Source organism: Enterobacter cloacae complex sp. IR5403, from assembly GCF_049238705.1.
Classification (GTDB): Bacteria; Pseudomonadota; Gammaproteobacteria; order Enterobacterales; family Enterobacteriaceae; genus Enterobacter; species Enterobacter hormaechei_C.
In genome coordinates this window covers 226,223-245,219 of record NZ_JBMKHP010000002.1, presented here as the reverse complement: position 1 = coordinate 245,219, position 18,997 = coordinate 226,223, and the positions used below count along the sequence as shown (strand labels likewise).

Annotated in this window: 16 protein-coding genes and 1 pseudogene; 9 read left to right on the top strand and 8 right to left on the bottom strand. The window is 60.7% G+C overall.

Features of this window, described 5'->3' with window-relative positions:
- Window positions 1–18: 18 nt before the first annotated feature.
- Window positions 19–716 (bottom strand): annotated as a pseudogene (locus ACOTW6_RS04125) (GNAT family N-acetyltransferase).
- Between the two features lie 200 nt (window positions 717–916).
- Here ACOTW6_RS04125 and ACOTW6_RS04120 point away from each other — a divergent pair.
- From ACOTW6_RS04120 to ACOTW6_RS04100, 5 genes are all read left to right on the top strand, one after another.
- Entirely contained in the window at window positions 917–2,485 is a 1,569-nt protein-coding gene (locus ACOTW6_RS04120) for an ABC transporter substrate-binding protein (protein WP_062932241.1), read from the top strand.
- Between the two features lie 98 nt (window positions 2,486–2,583).
- Complete coding sequence (locus tag ACOTW6_RS04115) at window positions 2,584–3,597, top strand: ABC transporter permease (protein WP_062932242.1); 1,014 nt, start codon at window positions 2,584–2,586, stop codon at window positions 3,595–3,597.
- Window positions 3,597–4,430, top strand: a complete 834-nt coding sequence (locus ACOTW6_RS04110; protein WP_015571190.1) for an ABC transporter permease — start codon at window positions 3,597–3,599, stop codon at window positions 4,428–4,430. Before ACOTW6_RS04115 ends, ACOTW6_RS04110 begins: the two co-directional genes overlap by 1 nt.
- Entirely contained in the window at window positions 4,423–5,259 is an 837-nt protein-coding gene (locus ACOTW6_RS04105) for an ABC transporter ATP-binding protein (protein WP_062932243.1), read from the top strand. Before ACOTW6_RS04110 ends, ACOTW6_RS04105 begins: the two co-directional genes overlap by 8 nt.
- The gene (locus tag ACOTW6_RS04100) at window positions 5,246–5,950 is read left to right on the top strand and encodes an ABC transporter ATP-binding protein (protein ID WP_032103075.1); all 705 of its coding nucleotides are present in this window, start codon (window positions 5,246–5,248) and stop codon (window positions 5,948–5,950) included. Before ACOTW6_RS04105 ends, ACOTW6_RS04100 begins: the two co-directional genes overlap by 14 nt.
- A 69-nt stretch (window positions 5,951–6,019) precedes the next feature.
- Here the strand turns inward: ACOTW6_RS04100 and ACOTW6_RS04095 are convergent, their stop codons facing one another.
- The 4 genes from ACOTW6_RS04095 to budA form a co-directional block, all read right to left on the bottom strand.
- Window positions 6,020–6,493: a cold-shock protein gene (locus ACOTW6_RS04095; protein WP_015571193.1), complete on the bottom strand. Its 474-nt coding sequence runs from the start codon at window positions 6,491–6,493 to the stop codon at window positions 6,020–6,022.
- A 130-nt stretch (window positions 6,494–6,623) separates the two neighbouring features.
- On the bottom strand, window positions 6,624–7,394 hold the full coding sequence (locus ACOTW6_RS04090) for a (S)-acetoin forming diacetyl reductase (RefSeq protein ID WP_003858846.1): 771 nt from the start codon (window positions 7,392–7,394) through the stop codon (window positions 6,624–6,626).
- 20 nt (window positions 7,395–7,414) lie between these two features.
- Window positions 7,415–9,136, bottom strand: coding sequence for an acetolactate synthase AlsS (alsS, locus tag ACOTW6_RS04085; RefSeq protein WP_407057589.1), 1,722 nt, complete (start codon window positions 9,134–9,136; stop codon window positions 7,415–7,417).
- Window positions 9,108–9,887 (bottom strand): acetolactate decarboxylase, encoded by a 780-nt coding sequence (budA, locus tag ACOTW6_RS04080; protein WP_003858848.1) that lies wholly within the window; start codon window positions 9,885–9,887, stop codon window positions 9,108–9,110. The genes alsS and budA overlap by 29 nt, the downstream gene beginning before the upstream one ends.
- A 105-nt stretch (window positions 9,888–9,992) precedes the next feature.
- Between budA and ACOTW6_RS04075 the strand changes: the two genes are divergently transcribed.
- From ACOTW6_RS04075 to ACOTW6_RS04065, 3 genes are all read left to right on the top strand, one after another.
- Entirely contained in the window at window positions 9,993–10,874 is an 882-nt protein-coding gene (locus ACOTW6_RS04075) for a LysR family transcriptional regulator (RefSeq protein WP_213788917.1), read from the top strand.
- Between the two features lie 290 nt (window positions 10,875–11,164).
- Complete coding sequence (locus ACOTW6_RS04070; RefSeq protein WP_213788918.1) at window positions 11,165–11,620, top strand: hypothetical protein; 456 nt, start codon at window positions 11,165–11,167, stop codon at window positions 11,618–11,620.
- Window positions 11,621–11,876: 256 nt separating this feature from the next.
- Complete coding sequence (locus tag ACOTW6_RS04065; RefSeq protein ID WP_062932245.1) at window positions 11,877–12,413, top strand: GNAT family N-acetyltransferase; 537 nt, start codon at window positions 11,877–11,879, stop codon at window positions 12,411–12,413.
- A 220-nt stretch (window positions 12,414–12,633) separates the two neighbouring features.
- Here ACOTW6_RS04065 and ACOTW6_RS04060 read toward each other — a convergent pair whose 3' ends face one another.
- Window positions 12,634–13,524: an oxidoreductase gene (locus ACOTW6_RS04060; RefSeq protein WP_213788919.1), complete on the bottom strand. Its 891-nt coding sequence runs from the start codon at window positions 13,522–13,524 to the stop codon at window positions 12,634–12,636.
- Window positions 13,525–13,629: 105 nt separating this feature from the next.
- On the opposite strand from ACOTW6_RS04060, the gene ACOTW6_RS04055 reads away from it, so the two are divergent.
- Window positions 13,630–14,751, top strand: a complete 1,122-nt coding sequence (locus ACOTW6_RS04055) for a YbdK family carboxylate-amine ligase (protein ID WP_063133767.1) — start codon at window positions 13,630–13,632, stop codon at window positions 14,749–14,751.
- Here ACOTW6_RS04055 and ACOTW6_RS04050 read toward each other — a convergent pair.
- Complete coding sequence (locus ACOTW6_RS04050) at window positions 14,681–17,836, bottom strand: efflux RND transporter permease subunit (RefSeq protein ID WP_213788920.1); 3,156 nt, start codon at window positions 17,834–17,836, stop codon at window positions 14,681–14,683. The genes ACOTW6_RS04055 and ACOTW6_RS04050 overlap by 71 nt on opposite strands.
- Before the next feature lie 9 nt (window positions 17,837–17,845).
- Entirely contained in the window at window positions 17,846–18,907 is a 1,062-nt protein-coding gene (locus ACOTW6_RS04045) for an efflux RND transporter periplasmic adaptor subunit (protein ID WP_213788921.1), read from the bottom strand.
- Window positions 18,908–18,997 lie beyond the last annotated feature (90 nt).

The following is an 18,997-nucleotide window of genomic DNA, read 5'->3' as shown; positions in this document are numbered from 1 at the left end:
GGTTAGGGTGAGGGGAAATTATTTCCGAAATGCTTCAAGCCGCTTAACCTGCCGTCCTTCCCCGTCAAAATTCTCCGCCGCCAGCCAGGCGCGCAGCTCTGCATCGCGCTGCGGCCATTCGCCGTCAATAATCGAAAGCATATCGCTGTCGCGGTTGCGTCCTTTGCGCACCAGCTTCTGGCGCAGGCGCCCTTCCCAGACAAACCCCAGCCGCTCCGCCGCGTTGCGTGAGGCGATGTTCATCGAATCGCACTTCCACTCCAGTCGACGATATTTATGCTCAAAGGCATTTTTCAGCAGCAGCCACACCGCTTCGGTACCCACGCGGGTGCCCTTCATCCTGCGCGACCAGGTGACGTGACCGATCTCAACCGAGCCCTGAAAGCGTTCTATCGCCATATAGCTGACCAGCCCTACCGCCTTTTCGGTGCGCAGATCGATGACGGCAAAGGGCACCAGGTCGTCATCCAGCACCTTTCCGAGCACCCAGTGCGCAGTGGCCTCAACGCTCTCAGGCTGGGTGCTGGCAAGCCACGTCCAGTCGCTGTCGCACCCAGCGCATAGGCTTCAAACAAATCAGCCGAATGGCGGTCGGCATCCAGCGGCTCCAGGCGGCAATACTGCCCGGTGAGCAGGGTACGGGTTAACGCGCGGGCGCATTTCCAGTCCGGGACAATATCGTTAACGGTTTGACCATGTTGATTGATTTCGGGCACGGCGGTGACTCCCTGAAAGGTAAGGAGTTTGTTATAGCAGGTTAAAAAGCGAACGCAAAGAGAGGTGACTCATAACCAGACCGAATGCGTTATTCCCGGATGGCATAAGCAAAGCAGAATTTCGACTTTGAGGAAATCCTCAGCCAGCCTACCGTAACGGTGCATAAAACAATCACAATATATTTTCTTCAGGGATCGCTATGACTAAAAAACTGCTGCCGTTACTGGTGCTGGCTGCGCTCTCCAGCGCTGCTCACGCCGCTACCCCACCCAACACGCTGGTTGTCGCCCAGGGTCTGGATGATATCGTGAGCCTTGACCCGGCCGAAGCCAACGAACTTTCCAGCATCCAGACCGTACCGAGTTTGTATCAGCGTCTGGTACAGCCGGACCGCGATAACCCGGAAAAAATCACCCCGGTTCTGGCCGAAAGCTGGGAAGCGGACGCGGCAGCAAAAACCCTGACCATCAAACTTAAGCCCGATGCGAAATTCGCCTCCGGCAACCCGCTGCGCCCGGAAGATGTGATCTTCTCATATACCCGCGCCGTGACGCTGAACAAATCTCCGGCGTTTATCCTCAACGTACTGGGCTGGGACGCCAGCAACATCACCAGCCAGCTGAAGAAAGTGGACGACCATACCCTCACGCTTCACTGGACGGCCGACGTCAGCCCGGCGGTGGCACTGAATATTCTCTCCACGCCGATTGCCTCCATCGTCGATGAAAAACAGGTTGCGGCGAACGTGAAGGATAACGACTTCGGCAACGCGTGGTTAAAAATGCACTCTGCGGGCAGCGGCGCGTTCAAAATGCGCGTTTACCAGCCGCATCAGGCCATCGTGCTGGAAGCCAACGAATCCGCCCCCGGCGGTGCGCCGAAGCTTAAAAGCATCATCATTAAAAACGTCCCCGATCCCGCTTCCCGCCGCCTGCTGATCCAGCAGGGTGATGCGGACGTGGCGCGCGATCTGGGTGCAGACCAGATAAGCGCCCTCAGCGGCAAGCCGGGCGTGAAGGTACTAAGCATTCCTTCTGCCGAGCAAAACTATCTGGTGTTTAACACCGGCAACAGCGCCAACCCGCTGCTGAATAATCCTGCGTTCTGGGAAGCCTCGCGCTGGCTGGTGGATTATGAAGGCATCACCAAAGACCTGCTGAAAGGCCAGTATTTTGTTCATCAGAGCTTCCTGCCGGTCGGCCTGCCGGGCGCGCTGGAAGACAATCCGTTCACGTTTGACCCGGCAAAAGCAAAAGCGATCCTCGCCAAAGCGGGCATCAAAGACGCGCATTTCACGCTGGACGTAGAGAATAAACCGCCGTTCATCACCATCGCGCAATCCATGCAGGCGAGCTTCGCTCAGGGCGGCGTGAAGGTGGATCTGCTGCCCGCGGCGGGTAGCCAGGTGTACGCCCGCGTGCGTGCGAAACAGCATCAGGCGGCCATACGTCTGTGGATCCCGGATTACTTCGATGCGCACTCCAACGCCAGCGCCTTCGCATGGAATGACGGGAAATCCAGCACCGTGGCCGGGCTTAACGGCTGGAAAATTCCGGAGCTGAACAACGCTACGCTGGCGGCGGTTGCCGAGCCGGATCCGGCAAAACGTCTGGATCTGTATAAGAAGATGCAGGAACAGTTACAGCATAACTCGCCGTATGTGTTCGTTGACCAGGGCAAAACCCAGATCGTGGTGCGCGATAACGTGAAGGGGTATCAGCAGGGGCTGAACGCAGATATGGTCTGGTACGATCGCGTTACGAAGTAGCCCTTGTTGCCGGGTGGCGCTGCGCTTACCCGGCCTACGTTCCTGGTTTTTGCAGGCCGGGTAAGGCGAAGCCGCCACCCGGCATAAAGAGATTTCCCATGCCACAACTTTCCACCCGCGTGCTTCAGGGTCTGCTGACTCTCCTGCTCACGCTGTTCGGGCTACTGCTGGTCACGTTTGCGCTCTCTGCCTTTTCCCCGGTCGATCGCGTATTGCAGATCGTCGGCGATCACGCCAGCCAGTCCACTTACGATCAGGTTCGCCACCAGCTTGGGCTGGATCGGCCCCTGCCCGTGCAGTTCTGGCACTACCTGCAAAACCTCGCTCACGGTGATTTAGGCACCGCCAGCGCTACCGGTCAGCCGGTATTGCAGGACCTGCTGCACGCCTTTCCCGCCACGCTGGAACTGGCAACGCTGGCGCTAATTATCGGCACGGTACTCGGCGTGATTTCGGGTGTGCTGTGCGCCCGCTACGCCGGTTCGCCACTGGACTTAGCGATCAGAACGCTCACCCTGCTCGGCAATTCGGTGCCGATATTCTGGCTCGGCCTGCTGATGCTGGCTCTGTTCTACGCGAAGCTACAGTGGAGCGCCGGCCCCGGCAGGCTGGACGACATCTGGCAATTCACCGTCGAGCCACGAACCGGATTTGCGCTGGTTGATACCTGGCTTTCCGGCGACCGCGAGGCGTTCCACAACGCCATCAGCCACCTGGTGCTGCCGGTGCTGCTGCTGGCCTACTACTCGCTGGCAAGTATCACCCGCCTGACGCGCTCCGCCTGTCTGAGCGAGTTGAACAAAGAGTACATATTGCTCGCCCGCGCCAAAGGCGCCGGAGAGATGACCATCCTGCTGCGTCACGTGCTGCCGAACATTCGCAGTACCCTATTGACGGTGATTGCGCTGGCCTACACCAGCATGCTGGAGGGCGCGGTATTAACCGAAACCGTCTTCTCATGGCCGGGCATCGGGCGCTACCTCACCACGGCCCTGTTCGCCGGTGACACCACCGCCGTGATGGGCGGCACGCTGCTGATTGGCGTCTGCTTTGTTCTGATCAATAACCTTACCGACCTGCTTGTGCGGGCGACCGATCCCAGGGTGCGCTAATGCCGTTTTATCTCTTCTTACGCCGCCTGCGCCGCTCCCCTGCCGCGTTTTGCGGGCTGATCGCCATCGCGCTGCTGGTGCTTATTGCCCTGTTCGCGCCGTGGCTTGCGCCGCATGATCCCAACTGGCAGGACGCCGCCGCGCGTCTGCAACCGCCCAACGCGCAGCACTGGCTGGGTACCGACAGCTATGGGCGGGATCTGCTCTCCCGATTAATCTACGGCACCCGTCCGGCACTGGGGCTGGTGGCCTTAGTCACCGTAATTACCCTCCCCGCCGGTCTGCTGGTGGGGATTTTGTCAGGCTACTACGGCGGCTGGATGGAGCGCATCCTGATGCGCTTTACCGACGTGGTGATGTCGATGCCGCGCCTGATCCTCGCCTTCGCGTTTGTCGCGATGCTCGGCCCCGGTCTGGTGAACGGCGCGCTGGCGCTGGCTTTAACGACCTGGCCTGCCTATGCGCGCCAGGCGCGCAGTGAAATCCAGCGTCTGCGCCACAGCGATTATCTGGCCGCCGCGGAGATGATGGGCATTCGCGGCCCGCGCCTGCTGGTCGGCCATATTCTGCCCCTGTGCCTGCCCTCCGCGATTGTGCGGCTGGCGCTGGATCTGGCCGGGATCATTCTGGCCGCCGCCGGGCTGGGCTTCCTTGGCCTGGGCGCACGTCCACCGATGGCGGAATGGGGCGCGATGATTGCCGACGGCATGCAGGTCATTTTTGACCAGTGGTGGATTGCCGCCATTCCAGGCGGGGCGATTCTGTTTGCCAGCCTGGCCTTTAACCTGCTGGGCGATGGCCTGCGCGACGTACTGGAGCCACAGCATGACTGAACACCGCGTCATCGTCGATGCGCTAAATATCGACTACCCCGCCGCGCGCGTGGTCCACAACCTGAGCTTTACGCTTGGCAACGAGCGGCTGGCGCTGGTGGGAGAATCCGGCTCCGGCAAGTCCATGTCTGCCCGCGCCCTGATGGGGCTGGTGCGCAAGCCCGGCATCGTGAGCGCTAAGCGGCTTAACGTGCTTGGCAACGACCTGCTGACCCTGAACAGCCGCCGCTGGCAGGCGCTGCGCGGCAACGGCATTGCGATGGTTCTACAGGACCCGCGCTACGCGCTAAACCCGGTGAAAACCGTCGCCGCCCAGCTTGATGAGGCGCTGACCCTCCATCAGCGCCTGCCCCGCGCCGAACGCCTGGCGCGCATTCACGATATCATCCGTGCCGTAGGGCTGAACGAGCACGTGCTCCAGCGCTATCCCGGCGAACTCTCCGGCGGCATGGGCCAGCGCGTGATGATCGCCATTGCGCTCATCAACAACCCGCAGGTGCTGATCGCCGACGAACCGACTTCCGCGCTGGACGCACGCCTGCGCAACCAGATCCTGGAGCTGCTGGTACAGCAGTGCGAGGCGCGGCAGATGGCGATGCTGTTAATCAGCCACGACTTGCCGCTCGTCGCGGAACACTGTGACCGCGTGCTGGTGATGTATCAGGGTGAGAACGTTGATGAAATGGCGGCGAGCCAGTTGCCGCAGGCAACCCATCCCTACACGCGCACGCTCTGGACCTGCCGCCCGAACGCCGGGACGTTTGGCCAGATGCTGCCGACGCTCGACCGTTCGCAACCGTGGAAGGAGGCCGACAATGGCACTCGTTGAGGTTAACCAGCTCCGGGTGAGTTTTGGTGAAAAAACGGCGGTTTCCGCCGCCAGTTTTGCCATCGAAAAAGGCGAAACCTTCAGCCTGATCGGTGAATCCGGCTGCGGCAAATCGACTCTTCTGCGCGTGCTGGCGGGGCTGCTGCGCGAGTGGAATGGCCACATTTCCGTCCTCGGGGAAAATTTACGGCCGGGACGACGTTTTGAAGGCGCGCTTCGCCGTAACGTGCAGATGGTGTTCCAGGATCCTTGGGCGTCTTTGCACCCGAACCACACCATTGCCCGCACCCTGTCGGAGCCGTTAAATATCCACGGCGAAACCCAGGTTGCCGAAAAGGTGGCGGATGCGCTGCAACAGGTGGGTCTGGCTGCCGACGCGGGCAGGCGTTACCCGCATCAGCTTTCCGGCGGACAGCGTCAGCGCGTGGCCATTGCCCGCGCGCTGCTGCTGCGCCCGCAGCTTCTGCTGCTGGATGAACCGACCTCGGCGCTGGATATGTCGGTGCAGGCGGAGATCCTGAACCTGCTCAACCGCCTGAAGGCGCAGCACGGCATGACCTACCTGCTGGTGAGCCACGATGCGGACGTGATTGCGCATATGTCCGACCGGGCGGCATTTATGGCGCACGGGGAGATCCAGCGGGTGTTTGACCGTGAGGCGATGTTGCGGGGCGAGCACAGGATGGGGTAAACCGTGCGGCGGCGAATGCCGCACGCATTTTGTAGGCCGGGTAAGGCATCGCCGCCACCCGGCAAAAAATCACTTCAGCAGCTTCACCGTGGCATCAATGTCGATCTCATCTTCAGTGAAGATCAGCGTCGTGTTCTGGAAGGTAGTGATCGCCAGCTTCTTCACCGTGCGCATTTCGCCCGGCTTTTTCTCGGTTTTGGGTTTGATGCTGTTCATCAGGAGCCCCACCGACAGTACCGCATTCTCTTTGTCGATTTTGGTCTCAACGGGCTCTTCCTCGCTGAACACCACGAAGGATTTGATCGAGGTGAGCTTCACGCGCTCGCCCGCAATATAAAGATGCTTACTCTCCGGGATCACCTTCACCGCATACGCGGAAAGGCCTTTGCTGTTGGTGGTTGGCTCAAAGGTCACCGCCGCATCTTTCTTAATCAGATCAGGGTTGGCGACCTTAATCACATGAAAATAGCGGTTGTCGCCGTTTTCATCTTTGATAAATCCAAAGCCTTTATCTTTAAACCACGTTGTGATTGTACCGTTCATCGCTGTTACCGCCTGTCAGATCTCAAGACTAAAGTTTTGCAGCGCGCAGTGTAATGCACAATGGCTGAGGAGACAAAAAAAAGCCCCTGCACGGGAGCAGGGGAAAGTTCATGTCAGAGCTTATTAGAATTTAGTTGAACACCATCCCACCATCAATCAGCAGCGACTGACCGGTCATGTAGTCGGAATCCGGCCCGGCCAGGTATGAGACGCAGGCGGCGACATCTTCCGGCTCGGACAGACGGCCAAGCGTAATGCGTTTGGCAAAGGTTTCTGTCCCGTAGCCGAGCGGTTTACCCGCCGCCTCGGAGACCTGACGGTCGATTTCCGCCCACATCGGCGTTTTGACGATCCCCGGGCAGTAGGCGTTAACGGTGATCCCCAGCGGCGCGAGATCCCGCGCAGCGGTCTGGGTTAAGCCACGCACCGCGAACTTGCTGGAGCTGTAGACCGCCAGCTCCGGGTTGCCGGTATGGCCCGCCTGGGAGCAGGCGTTGATAATTTTGCCGCCGTGCCCCTCTTTGCGGAACGCGTCAATTGCGGCCTGAATGCCCCAGATCACCCCTTTCACGTTGATGTTGTAGACCTTGTCGACAATTTCCGGCGTGATGGATTCGATGGGCGTGGACGGCGCCACCCCGGCATTATTGACGATGACGTTAAAACCGCCCAGCGCGGTGCGGGCTTTTTCCACCGCCGCGAACACCTGCTCGCGGTCAGAGACGTCCACCTTCACGGCGACGGCCTTCCCGCCGTTGCGGGTGATCTCATCCGCGACCGCTTTCGCCGTCTCTTCGTTGTAATCCGCGATAGCAACGGCAAAACCATCTTTCACCAGGCGAAGCGCGATCGCTTTGCCAATCCCCTGGCCGGAGCCGGTTACGAGAGCCACTTTTTGCATTTCTCTGTCCTTATATTGATTCACAAAATCTGGCTGAGATGGAGCTGGCCCATCAGCAGCGGGTTATCGCTGTAGTCGACGGGAATGGCCACCACGGCCGGGCCATCGACATCCATTGCCGCACGCAGCGTCGGTTCGAGCGCATCGGCGCTCTCGACTGCAAAGCCTTTCGCACCGAACGCGTCGGCATAGACTTTGAAATCGACCGGGCCGAACTCGACGCCGGAAAGCCTCTGGTATTTTTTCTCTTCCTGGATGGCCACCATGTTGTAGGCGTTATCCACCCAGATGATGTGCAGCACGTTGGCGTTGAGGCGTACGGCGGTTTCCAGCTCCATGCTCGACTGTAAAAAGCCGCCGTCCCCGGAGACCGAGACCACCTTGCGCCCCGGGTTGACCAGCCACGCGCCAATCGCCCACGGCAGCGCCACGCCCATGGTCTGCTGACCGTTGGAGATCATCACCTGACGCGCCCGGAAGCTGTAGAGGTAGCGGGCGATCCAGATATGGAAGCTGCCCATGTCGACGGTGAGCGTCACGTCGTTGTTCACGATGTCCTGCATGGCGCGCACGATGCGCAGCGGATGCAGAGCAAACTGGTTAAGCGATGCGCCGCGACGGTCGAGGAGGTCCCGCTGATGCTGGCGATCGACAAGAATTTCCGAGGCGCGCTGGCTGAGTTCAAGTTTGTGCTCGATTCGACTGGCAAGCAGATTCAGCGTGGCGGCAATATCCCCGACCAGTTCCAGATCGGGAACATACTTGCGCTCCTCATAGGCGGGCAGTACGTCAATGTGCACCAGCGTGGCGTCGCCGCTGTTCCACATGGACGGCTCGTACTCCACCGGGCTGTAGCCGATGCAGATAATCAGGTCCGCCAGATGCAGCAGCCGGTCGCCCGCCTGGTTGTTAAAGAGGCCGACGCGTCCGGCGAAGCGGGTGAAGTGTTCCTGATTCACCGCCCCGGCGGCCTGATAGGTGCTGGTGACCGGAATACGGCTTCTCTCCAGCAGCTTATGCAGCGCGGCGCTGTTGGCAGGCTGGCTGGCCATCAGGCCGAGTAAGATGACCGGGTTTTTAGCTTTGTCGATGAGCTTCGCCACGTCGTTAATGGCCGATTCGGGAGCCGGGCCCATCAGCGCCGGGCCACTGGCGGGTAAAATCGCCCCCGTGGTGGGCTGGTCGACAATATCCTGCGGCAGGCTGACAAACGCCCCGCCCGGCCTGCCCTGCTCGGCAGCGCGAAACGCGTTCGACACCACCTCGGCAATCGCCTCCGGCGAATTGACCTCCACGGCGTATTTGGTCACCGGGCTGAACATGGCGACGGTATCCATGCTCTGGTGCACCAGCTTGGCTTTATCCGCCCGTTTCACCGCCCCGCCCAGCGCGACCACCGGGTCACCTTCGCTGTTGGCGGTGGCGATGCCGGTGATCAGGTTGGAGCAGCCCGGCCCGGAGGTGACCAGCGCCACCCCGGCCTTGCCGGTTAACCGTCCTACCGCTGCCGCCATAAACGCCGCGTTCGCCTCGTGACGCACCGGGATAATCTCGATGGAGGAGTCCAGCAGGGAGTCAAAGACCTTGTCGATCTTCGCGCCCGGTATGCCGAACACCTGCTTCACGCCCTGCGCTTCCAGCTGGCCGACAACCATATCGGCGCCGTGCGCCCACTGACGTGACTGTTTCTCACTGTTCACGGTAGTTCTCCTGTTAGTTTTCGACGGCGCGGATAGCCGCATCAAGGTTGCTGGGGTGCAGGTTGGCCTGTAAAAACGCGCTGTCGGCGGGCAGGTCAATCATCAGCTTGTGGATCTCCCCGAAGGTGAGCACGCCGTTCTCCAGCTGATAGTCGAGCAGGTGGCCCCCGCCCTGACGATCGTCGGTGATGAAGTGTTCGTGATAGCCCGCCACGTTAATGCCCTGCATATGCTGCGGGGTGCGGAACCCCACCAGCACGCCCTCGCGCTGGTTGAAGCGGAACACCGGCTGGTCATCCAGCACGTCGGTCATTGCCCGGTACGGCGGCGTCTGGCGCGGTACGGTGCGGGTGTGCGCGTGGCGGAAATTGCCGTCGATGCGCAGCGCGCAGAACAGGTTATCGGAGGGGATTTGCTGGTCGATCACGTCGTGGATCTGCTGACGGCTGACCGGCCCGTCGAAGGTTTTGCGGTACTGCGGCTGGAACCAGGTCATCACCGCGAACGGCGTTTTTTGCTCCGGCTTCGCGGCGCGGGCGCTGCCGTCGGCGCGCAGCTGGTACACCTGGCTGCTGAAGGCAATCATTTCGCCATCCAGCTCGTTAAAGGTACCGAGACCAAAATCACCGTGTGCCAGCAGGTCGGCGATGGTCGTCTCCCCTTCGTAGACGCCGCTTAGCAGGGCGCTCATTAGCGATGTCTGATAGATCACGCTGTCAGGATGCTGAGCCGAGAACCCACGCAGGGTCTCGCATAAACTCGCCTCACAGTCGCATGCAGATGAATGCATCATCATGCCCGTCCTCTTCAACTTTATTTATAAAGGTTAAATAAATGTTGACCCGATTCAGCAGAGAGTTCCAATATAGAATCCATGCTGGTTTGAGACGTTTTTGATATGGAACTTCGTTATCTGCGCTATTTTGTCGCGGTAGCACGCGAGCGACACTTCACCAGGGCGGCCAAAGCGCTGGGTATTTCACAGCCTCCTCTGAGTCAGCAGATCAAACGGCTCGAAGAGGAAGTGGGCACGCCGCTGTTCAGGCGCCTGACGCGGGGCGTGGAGCTGACCGAGGCGGGAGAAGCCTTCTATGAGGACGCCTGTAAGATCCTGGCGCTGAGCGACGCCGCGCTGGAAAAAGCCAGGGGCATCGCGCGCGGGCTGAACGGCAGCCTGTCGATTGGCATCACCAGTTCAGATGCTTTTCATCCTAAAATCTTCGCCCTGATACGTCAGTTTCAGGTGCAGAACATGGCGGTGCAGGTTCACCAGGTGGAAGCCAATATGTCGTCGCTGACGACGATGCTGGCGGAGGGTGAGCTGGATATCGCCTTTGTGCGCCTGCCGTGCGAGAGCAGCAAGGTGTTTGAGTTAAAAATCCTCGATCGGGAGCCGATGGTGGTGGCGCTGCATCGCGATCATCCCCTGGCGACGTGCGGAGATCTGGCGCTGGATGAGCTGCGGAATACGCCGGTGGTGCTGTTCCCCCAGGAGGTCGCGCCGGGGCTGTATGACCGCGTTTACGGCAGCTGCGAGCGGGCCGGGATCGATATGCAACACACGCTGCAATCCTCACAACTTTCCTCTTCCCTGAGCATGGTCTCCGCTGGCGGCGGGTTCGCGCTGGTGCCGAAATCGATGGCCGCTATTTCTCCGCCGAATGTCACCTACCATGCGCTGCGCTCGCCGGAGCTTTATACCGATATCGCGCTCTGCTGGCGGCGCTTTGAGCGTTCGCGGACGGTGAAGCGGTTTCTGGCGATGATGAGCGAGGGGTAACTACGGTGTGGCTGTGCCCGGCGGCGCTGCGCTTGCGCGGGCCTACGCTTCGTGTCGCGGGTTGGTTGGCTGGTTGGCGGTTTTGTAGGCCGGGTAAGGCGCATCCGCCACCCGGCAATGCCCTTCTGGAAGCCGCCTCGCAAACCTGCAAGCAACCTTATGTAATTCATGGGCATCCCTTTTCATCCCTTCTTCACAGTCGTAAAGTGCCTGCGTTGCGGCACATCCGTAACCGGGCGTAGGAACCCGTTAGCATAACATGACATTTTTTTGGACAACGAGGATGCTAAATGGCGACTACCCCTGGATTTTCATACGTACGCGCTGAAGAAAGCGCTGTTCATCACCTTCTTCACCTGCAACTTCCCGATTCTGCGGATCTCTTTGAACTGGCTGACACCTGTGCGGCGTACGTAAGCGTACTGGTGGAAACGGACGATGCGGTGACATTTGCCACACTCTGTAAGCAACTGCTGGCAGCGCTGAAACGGCTGCGGGAATGCTGCGATGCCGAACTGCCTTCGTATCTGGTTGAACAGCTGATCGCAGGGGAAAAGATCGCCTCCTGCGTGCCGGACTGCTGGCAGGATACGGCGTTGCAGGTGGACTATGCCGTGGCGTTAACGCTGGCGGTAATGGGCGGAACGTTGCCTGTGAGCGTGGCGAAAGAACTCACCGGGCTGCTGCATGATATGGTCTGGCTGCTGGCGGAGTTTGTGAAGGAGCCTTATATAACGGCGCATTGAGTCGGGTGATGGGAGGCCGGGGCTCTGCTGGGTAAAAAGCAGGACTTTGGCCTTACTAAAAGAATAGCGTTGTTTGTTGAATGTCCGTTAAGATCGAGAAGCGGACATAGCGATATTCAAATCTGTATCCAGCATCGAAATTTTTGCCAACAGCTCTGTAAAGTAAATGATGCGTGAGATGTTGCGAACCTACTTTTTCCTTACTATAAAAACAGTTATCCAACTTTGCTAATGACTCTTTATTAAGGAAGTAGTTTTGCAACTTCACCCCACCCGACTGTATCTTCGTCGCGTAACTGAATCTGACCTGGATGACCTTTTCAGAATTTATGGTGACCCGGCTACGAACACCTTTAACCCAGCAGGGCCGTATCCTGACATACAGCATGCACAAACTGTTTTAGCTCGCTGGATTAACCACTGGGAAACTCACAATTTTGGAAACTGGGCAATCTCTTTGAAGGATAGCCCGGAAAGAATCATCGGTTTTGGCGGTCTGAGTATCAGCAGTTATGCGAATTTATTAATTAATAATTTAGGATATCGTTTCGCCACCGAGGCATGGGGAAAAGGTCTGGCGACAGAGTTTTCGAAAAACTCTGTCAGATATGGATTTTGTGAATTAAAGCTAACCGAGATATCTGCCGTAGTGAGAGGTAACCACGTGGCATCGCAGAAAGTCCTTCAAAAAGCTGGGTTGCAATACATCAAAGAAATTCATGATGTGAAAGGCGCGCCGCCGAGCCTGCTTTTTTCTCTTACGCACGGTGAATGGTTAAGACAATCAATGTGAGCGTATTTACTCTAAATCATTAATTCAAAAGAATCGTTCTACGGCGCTTTGGAAAGAACCAACGTCCGTCATTGGCACAGAGCGGACATTCATATTCATCTCCCTCCCTCTCTATCGGCCCGCCGCCACTCTCAGGCATGAATACGTTTATCACCCTGTTTAGAAAAGCGATGGGCAGCACGGCCGCCCATTACCTTGCCGAACGGAAAAACAGTGGCCGTTAGCCCGGCCCCTCACTCCCCGCCGCCAGCAGCGGTACGACCACATCGCTGATGGGCACCGCAATCCCGTGCCTGCGCCCATAGCGCTGGATCACGCCGTTGCGAATATCCCACTCCATCGGGCGATCCGCCTGACGATCGGCGAGGATCGACGTGCCCAAATCCACTGGCGCGCGCTGGAAGTTCGCCAGGATCTCCTCCGCCACCGCATCGTCCAGCTTCGCCCCTTCGGCGCGGGCGACGGTCAGCCCCTCGCGCAGGTAGGCCAGCGCCAGCTCGCTGATATCTTCGCGCCTGAACATTCCGGCGCGGCGATTGGCCAGCACCATCAGCCCGGCGACCGCGTTTTGCAGCAGCTTGCGCCAGGCGACGGTAGTGAAATCTGTCGAGAGCGCAACGTCACAGCGCGTCCCGCGAAGCGCCTCCACCACCCGCTGCGCCTGCGGCACGTCCGGTAACGTCAGGCGCGGCTTCGCCCGCAGCCAGACGGAGGCATCCGGCTCGCGCTGGGCGGGGAACCAGACCACCGAGGGCAGCACCGTTGCGCCATTGACCAAAGGCGCAAGCTGGGCTTTCTGCTCCACGCCGTTTTGCAGCGCGCAGACCACGGTGGTTTCATCGCACAGGGCGTGCAGCCACCCGGCGCTGTCGGCATTTTGCGTCGTTTTTACCGCCAAAAAAACGAGGTCAACGGGGCGCGTAATGACGCTGGGATCGGTGAGTACCGGACCGGGCACCACAATTTCACCCTCATCGTGACGCAGGCGCAGTTCCGGATGCGCGGTGCGACCACACAGCAGCGGCGTGCGGCCCGCTTCATGCAGCACCGCGGCAATGGTGGTCCCAATTGCACCGGGTCCTGTCAGCGCAATGGTTGGATAGTCAGACATGGATCACTCCCCTTTTGCTAAGCCTGCTATCAGTTATACCACCCTGAAAAGAGCGCGCCACGCCCATTGTCTATACTCAACACATAACAGACAACGGAGTGCGCCATGCCCTTACCCGATTTCAAGTCCTCTGAACCTTATACCCTCGGCATTGAGCTCGAACTCCAGGTGGTTAACCCGCCGGGTTACGATCTGAGCCAGGACTCCTCTGCCCTCATCGCCGCCGTCAAAGACGACATCAAAGGGGGCGAAGTCAAACACGACATCACCGAAAGCATGCTCGAAATCGCCACCGGCGTGTGCCAGACCATCGACCAGGCAGCGGCGCAGTTTTCAGTGATGCAGCAGAGCATCCTGCGGGCGGCGGAAGAGCAACATATCCAGATCTGCGGCGGTGGGACGCATCCGTTCCAGAAATGGCAGCGTCAGGAGGTGTGCGACGACGAGCGCTATAACGTCACGCTGGAGCGCTTTGGCTACCTGATTTTGCAGGCGACGGTGTTCGGCCAGCACGTACACGTCGGCTGTCGGACCGGGGACGACGCCATTTATCTGCTGCACGGCCTGTCGCGCTTTGTGCCGCACTTTATCGCCCTGGCCGCCGCATCACCGTATATGCAGGGCACGGACACGAAGTTCGCCTCATCGCGTCTCAACATCTTCTCGGGCTTCCCGGATAACGGTCAGATGCCGTGGGTCAACAGCTGGCAGGAGTTCGAGGGGCTGTTCCGCCGCCTGAGTTCCACCAGCATGATCGACAGCATTAAGGATCTGCACTGGGACATCCGCCCCAGCCCGCACTTCGGCACCGTCGAGGTGCGGGTGATGGATACGCCGCTGACGCTCGGCCACGCCATTAACATCGCCGGGCTTATTCAGGCGACGTCGCACTGGCTGCTGACCACGCGGCCGTATAAGCATCAGGAACGGGATTTTCTGCTGTACCGCTTTAACCGTTTTCAGGCCTGTCGCTACGGGCTGGAAGGCATTCTGACGGACGTGCATACCGGCGAGCACAAAACCGTGGCGGAAGATATCGCCTGGCTGCTGGAGCAGGTTGCGCCGTCGGCCGAGAAGCTCGGCGCGACAAGCGCAATCAATGAGATTGCCCTGCTGTTAAAGCAGGGCAAGAGCGAGGCGCAGCGCATGCGGGACTTTATTGCCGATGGCGGCTCGCTGATTTCTCTGGTGCAGAAGCACTGTGAGCTGTGGGCGACGAGTCCGTAAGGCCGTGGCCCCACTCGCGCAGGCGCTGGAACAGCACGAACAGCGCGGGGATGAACAGAATCCCCACTACCGTCGCCACCAGCATGCCGCTGAACACCGTAGTGCCGATGATGCGGCGGCTCTGGGCACCCGCCCCGGTCGCCAGCATCATCGGCAGAACGCCGATAATGAACGACACGGCGGTCATCATTACCGCGCGGAAGCGGCGCGATGCCCCCTCCCGTGCGGCATCGACAATCGCCATTCCGTCCATGCGCCGGGCGCGGGCAAACTCCACGATAAGAATTGCGTTCTTGGCGGCGAGGGCTATCAGTAGCACCAGACCAATCTGCACATACACATCGTTGGCGTAGCCCGCCAGCCACAGCCAGACCAGCGCCCCGCCGATGGCGAACAGCACCGAGAGCATCACGCTCGCCGGCAGCGTCCAGCTCTCATACTGGGCGACGAGGAACAGCCACGCCATCACCACCGCCGCCAGCACAATCCATATCGCCTGATTGCCGGTCTGCTGCTCCTGATACGACATGCCGCTCCAGGCGTAGTCGTACCCGGCTGGCAGGTTTTCCGCCAGAATCTCGCCCATCGCCGCCATTGCGGTGCTACTGCTCACCCCTTCCGCTGCCGAGCCGCTCACCGATACCGACGGGAACTGGTTGTACTGCTGAATGAATGGTGCGCCGACGGTCGGCGTGATGGTGACGAGGTTGCTCAGACGCACCCGCTCGCCGCTGTTGCTGCGCACGAACAGGTCGCTGATTTGCTCCGCGCGCTCGCGCCACTGCATTTCGTTCTGCATCACTACGTGGTAGACGCGGTTGTTGACGCTGAAATCCCCAGCGCGCGTGCCGCCAAAGGCGGTTTGCAGGCTGCTGAAGATGCGCGACACCGGCACGTCGAGGCGGGCCGCGCGCTCGCGGTCAACGGTAAGCGTCATCTGCGGCACGTTGCTGCTCCAGGTGGTGAACACGCGGCTTAGCTGCGGGTGCTGGTTGGCTTTCGCCAGCACCTCACGCGTCACGCGCTCCAGCTCCGCCGGGCTTTGCCCCGCCTGCGCCTGAATGCGCAGGTCGAAGCCGGAGGCGTTGCCCAGCCCCGGCAGCGTCGGCGGCGCAAAGGTCATGATGGTCGCTTCCGGCAGGGCCAGCAGCTGGCGCTGAAGGGTGCCCATCACCTCATCCAGCGGCGGACGCTCGCTCCAGTCTTTGAGCATGATGGAGATAAACCCGCCGTTCGATGCGCTGGTGCCGTTGAGGATGTTAAACCCGGAGACCTGAATCACGTCTTCTACCGCCGGGTTTTTAGCGATCAGCTCGCGCGCGGTGGTCATCACCGCTTCGGTGCGCTCCAGCGAGGCTGCCTCCGGCAGCTGGACACTGGCGAAGAAGTAGCCCTGATCCTCCTGGGGCAGGAAGCCCTTTGGCATCGACATGAAGCTGAATACCACCACCGCCGCCGCGCCTGCGGTGGCCAGCATCGCCAGCCACGGACGGAGGTTGAACACGCTCACGATCCGGGTGTAAAGCGTGCGCGTGGCGTCCAGCCCGCGGTTGAAGCCACGGAAAATCGCGGCGGGCTGCGCCGGGCGCGGGCGCAGCAGCAGCGCGCAGAGCGCGGGTGTCAGGGTCAGCGCCACCAGGCTTGAGAGCGTGACGGCAGTCGAGAGCGTCACCGCGAACTGGCGGTACAGCTCGCCCACGATCCCCGGCAGGAGCGCCACCGGCACAAACACCGCCAGCAGCACCAGCGTGGTGGCAATCACCGGCCCGGCAATCTGGCGCAGCGCCAGCGCGGTCGCCGCCGTACGGCTCTGCCCTTCCGCCATCAGCGTTTCGACGCTCTCCACCACCACGATGGCGTCATCCACCACCATCGTCAGCGCCAGAATGATGGCGAACAGGCTCAGCGTATTGGCGGAGTAGCCGAGCGTGTAGAGCACCGCAAAGGTGCCCACCAGCGACACCGGAATGGCAAGGGCAACAATCAGCGTCGCGCGCCAGCTTTGCAGGAACAGGGACACCACGACCACCACCGCCAGCATCGTCAGCGCCAGCGAGACGCCAATCTCTTTGATGGTGGCGGCCACAAACGAGGTGGTGTCGAATTTGACTTCATAGACCAGATCGTCCGGGAAGCGCGTGGATAACCGTTCCAGCTCCGCGCGCACCGCGTCGGCCACGCGCAGGGCGTTGGCGGACGGCGTTGGGTAGATACCGAGATAGGCGGAGTCATGCCCGTTCAGCTGTGCGCCAGAGCTGTAGCTGCGCGAGCCAAGCTCGATGGTGGCGACGTCCTTCAGGCGCACCAGTTGCCCCATCTCTCCGGCGCGGATAATGATGCTGGCAAAGTCTTCGGCCTGGTTTAAGCGCCCCAGCCCGTTAATGGTCAGCGTCTGCTGCTGGCCGTTGAATACCGGCGGCGTGCCGACCTGGCCTGCCGCCCCCTGCACGTTCTGCTCGCGCAGCGCCTGCGCCACGTCATCGCTGGTCACGTTCAGGGCGTTCATGCGGTCCGGACGCAGCCAGATGCGCATGCTGTAGTCCCGTGCGCCAAACATCTGTACCTGCCCGACGCCCGGCAGACGCGACAGCGCCTCGCGCACCTGGGTGCTGGCGTAGTTGCTGACGAACAGCGGCGTGTGGGTGTTGTTCGGTGAGTAAAGGCTTACCCCCATCATCAGGTTGGTGGCGCGCTTGCGCACCTGCACGCCGTTTTGCTGTGCCTCGGTCGGCAGCTGCGCCACGGCCTGCGCCACGCGGTTCTGCACGTCGATGGCGGCGAGATCCGGGTCGGTGCCTGCCGCAAAGGTGATGTTCAGGCTGTACGTGCCTTCGTCCGAACTGGTGGACTCCATATAGAGCATATGATCCACCCCGTTCAGCTGCGTTTCCAGCGGCGTGGCGATGGCCTCCGCCACGTCAGCCGAGCTGGCGCCCGGCCAAGACGCTGACACATTCACGACCGGCGGGGTGATCTGCGGGTACTGCTCCACCGGAATAATCTTCAGCGCGATGGCCCCCAGCAGGGTGATAACCAGCGCAATCACCATCGCAAAGCGCGGGCGTTTGATGAAAAACGTCAGCATGATGGCTCCTTAATTCAGTATCTGGACGGCTGCGCCTGGCTGCACGCGCTGCGCACCGTCAGTAATCGCTCGCTCACCGGGCTTCACGCCGGAGGCAATCCGGAACTGCTGGCCGATCTGCCCGGCGACCTTCAGCGGACGCATTTCGGCTTTGCCATCGGCGTTAACCACCCATGCGAAGAACCCGTCGCCATTCTGCTGTACGGCAGCGGCGGGCAGAGTCAGCACCGGTTGCTCGCTTACCGGACGCAGGTAGACGTTCACGTTGCCGCCGGGCAGCAGCTGATGGCGCGGGTTGGCGAACTCGGCGCGCAGCATCACGCTGGCGGTGCGCGGGTCGATGCGGTTGTCCACGGAGGTCAGTTCCCCGCTGATGCGCTGGCCGTTGCTGTCAATCAGCGCCTGCCAGGCCTGCTTCATGGCGCTGATATCCGCATGCTGTCCGGCTTTGGTGGCAAACGCGCCCTCTTCCAGCGCAAAGGCAATGCGGATCGGATCAAGCTGCACCACCTCCACCAGCACACCGCTGGCCGGGTTGATTAGGCTGCCGACGTGAAAGTTGCTGTGCCCCACGCGTCCGTCAATCGGTGAGGTAATGCGCGTGTAGTTGAGGGTGACGCTGCGGGTGTCGAGCCGGGCTTTCGCCTGCTCCAGCGCGGCGCTCGCTACGTCGCGCTGCATGCGGGCGTTGTCCACGTCGTGGCGGCTGATGGCGTTGCTGCTGCCCAGGCTTTCGAAGCGGGACAGCTGCTGCTGCGCCTGACGCAGCGTGGCTTCGGCGCTTCTCACTTCGGCCTGCGCCAGACGCAGGGCGGCGCGCGGCTCGGCGTCGTCCAGTTCGAACAACACGTCGCCTTTTTTCACGTACTGGCCGTCGCGGAAGTGGATTTTCGTTATCACGCCTTCCGTGCGGGCGCGCAGCTCAACGGTGTGAATGGCTTCAATGCGGCCCGGGATCTGACGCTCGGCGGCGTGGGCGGTCTGCTCCACGGTGGCGACACGCACGGGAATGGCGGCGAATGCGGGTGGCAGGGTGCAGACGAGGAGTGCGAACAGGAGTGGGAATTTCATGGGAGTACCTCGGCGTTGTTGCCCTCACCCCGGCCCTCTCCCACAGGGAGAGGGAGGTCAGAGTTCCCTCTCCCTGTGGGAGAGGGTTAG

Coding starts and splice junctions, on each gene's coding strand:
- ACOTW6_RS04045 (WP_213788921.1), bottom strand. CDS start 18,907: ATGAAATTCCCACTCCTGTTCGCACTCCTCGTCTGCACCCTGCCACCC.
- ACOTW6_RS04115 (WP_062932242.1), top strand. CDS start 2,584: ATGCCACAACTTTCCACCCGCGTGCTTCAGGGTCTGCTGACTCTCCTG.
- ACOTW6_RS04105 (WP_062932243.1), top strand. CDS start 4,423: ATGACTGAACACCGCGTCATCGTCGATGCGCTAAATATCGACTACCCC.
- ACOTW6_RS04055 (WP_063133767.1), top strand. CDS start 13,630: ATGCCCTTACCCGATTTCAAGTCCTCTGAACCTTATACCCTCGGCATT.
- ACOTW6_RS04095 (WP_015571193.1), bottom strand. CDS start 6,493: ATGAACGGTACAATCACAACGTGGTTTAAAGATAAAGGCTTTGGATTT.
- ACOTW6_RS04070 (WP_213788918.1), top strand. CDS start 11,165: ATGGCGACTACCCCTGGATTTTCATACGTACGCGCTGAAGAAAGCGCT.
- ACOTW6_RS04075 (WP_213788917.1), top strand. CDS start 9,993: ATGGAACTTCGTTATCTGCGCTATTTTGTCGCGGTAGCACGCGAGCGA.
- ACOTW6_RS04050 (WP_213788920.1), bottom strand. CDS start 17,836: ATGCTGACGTTTTTCATCAAACGCCCGCGCTTTGCGATGGTGATTGCG.
- ACOTW6_RS04110 (WP_015571190.1), top strand. CDS start 3,597: ATGCCGTTTTATCTCTTCTTACGCCGCCTGCGCCGCTCCCCTGCCGCG.
- ACOTW6_RS04060 (WP_213788919.1), bottom strand. CDS start 13,524: ATGTCTGACTATCCAACCATTGCGCTGACAGGACCCGGTGCAATTGGG.
- ACOTW6_RS04090 (WP_003858846.1), bottom strand. CDS start 7,394: ATGCAAAAAGTGGCTCTCGTAACCGGCTCCGGCCAGGGGATTGGCAAA.
- ACOTW6_RS04100 (WP_032103075.1), top strand. CDS start 5,246: ATGGCACTCGTTGAGGTTAACCAGCTCCGGGTGAGTTTTGGTGAAAAA.
- ACOTW6_RS04120 (WP_062932241.1), top strand. CDS start 917: ATGACTAAAAAACTGCTGCCGTTACTGGTGCTGGCTGCGCTCTCCAGC.
- alsS (WP_407057589.1), bottom strand. CDS start 9,136: ATGCGGCTATCCGCGCCGTCGAAAACTAACAGGAGAACTACCGTGAAC.
- budA (WP_003858848.1), bottom strand. CDS start 9,887: ATGATGCATTCATCTGCATGCGACTGTGAGGCGAGTTTATGCGAGACC.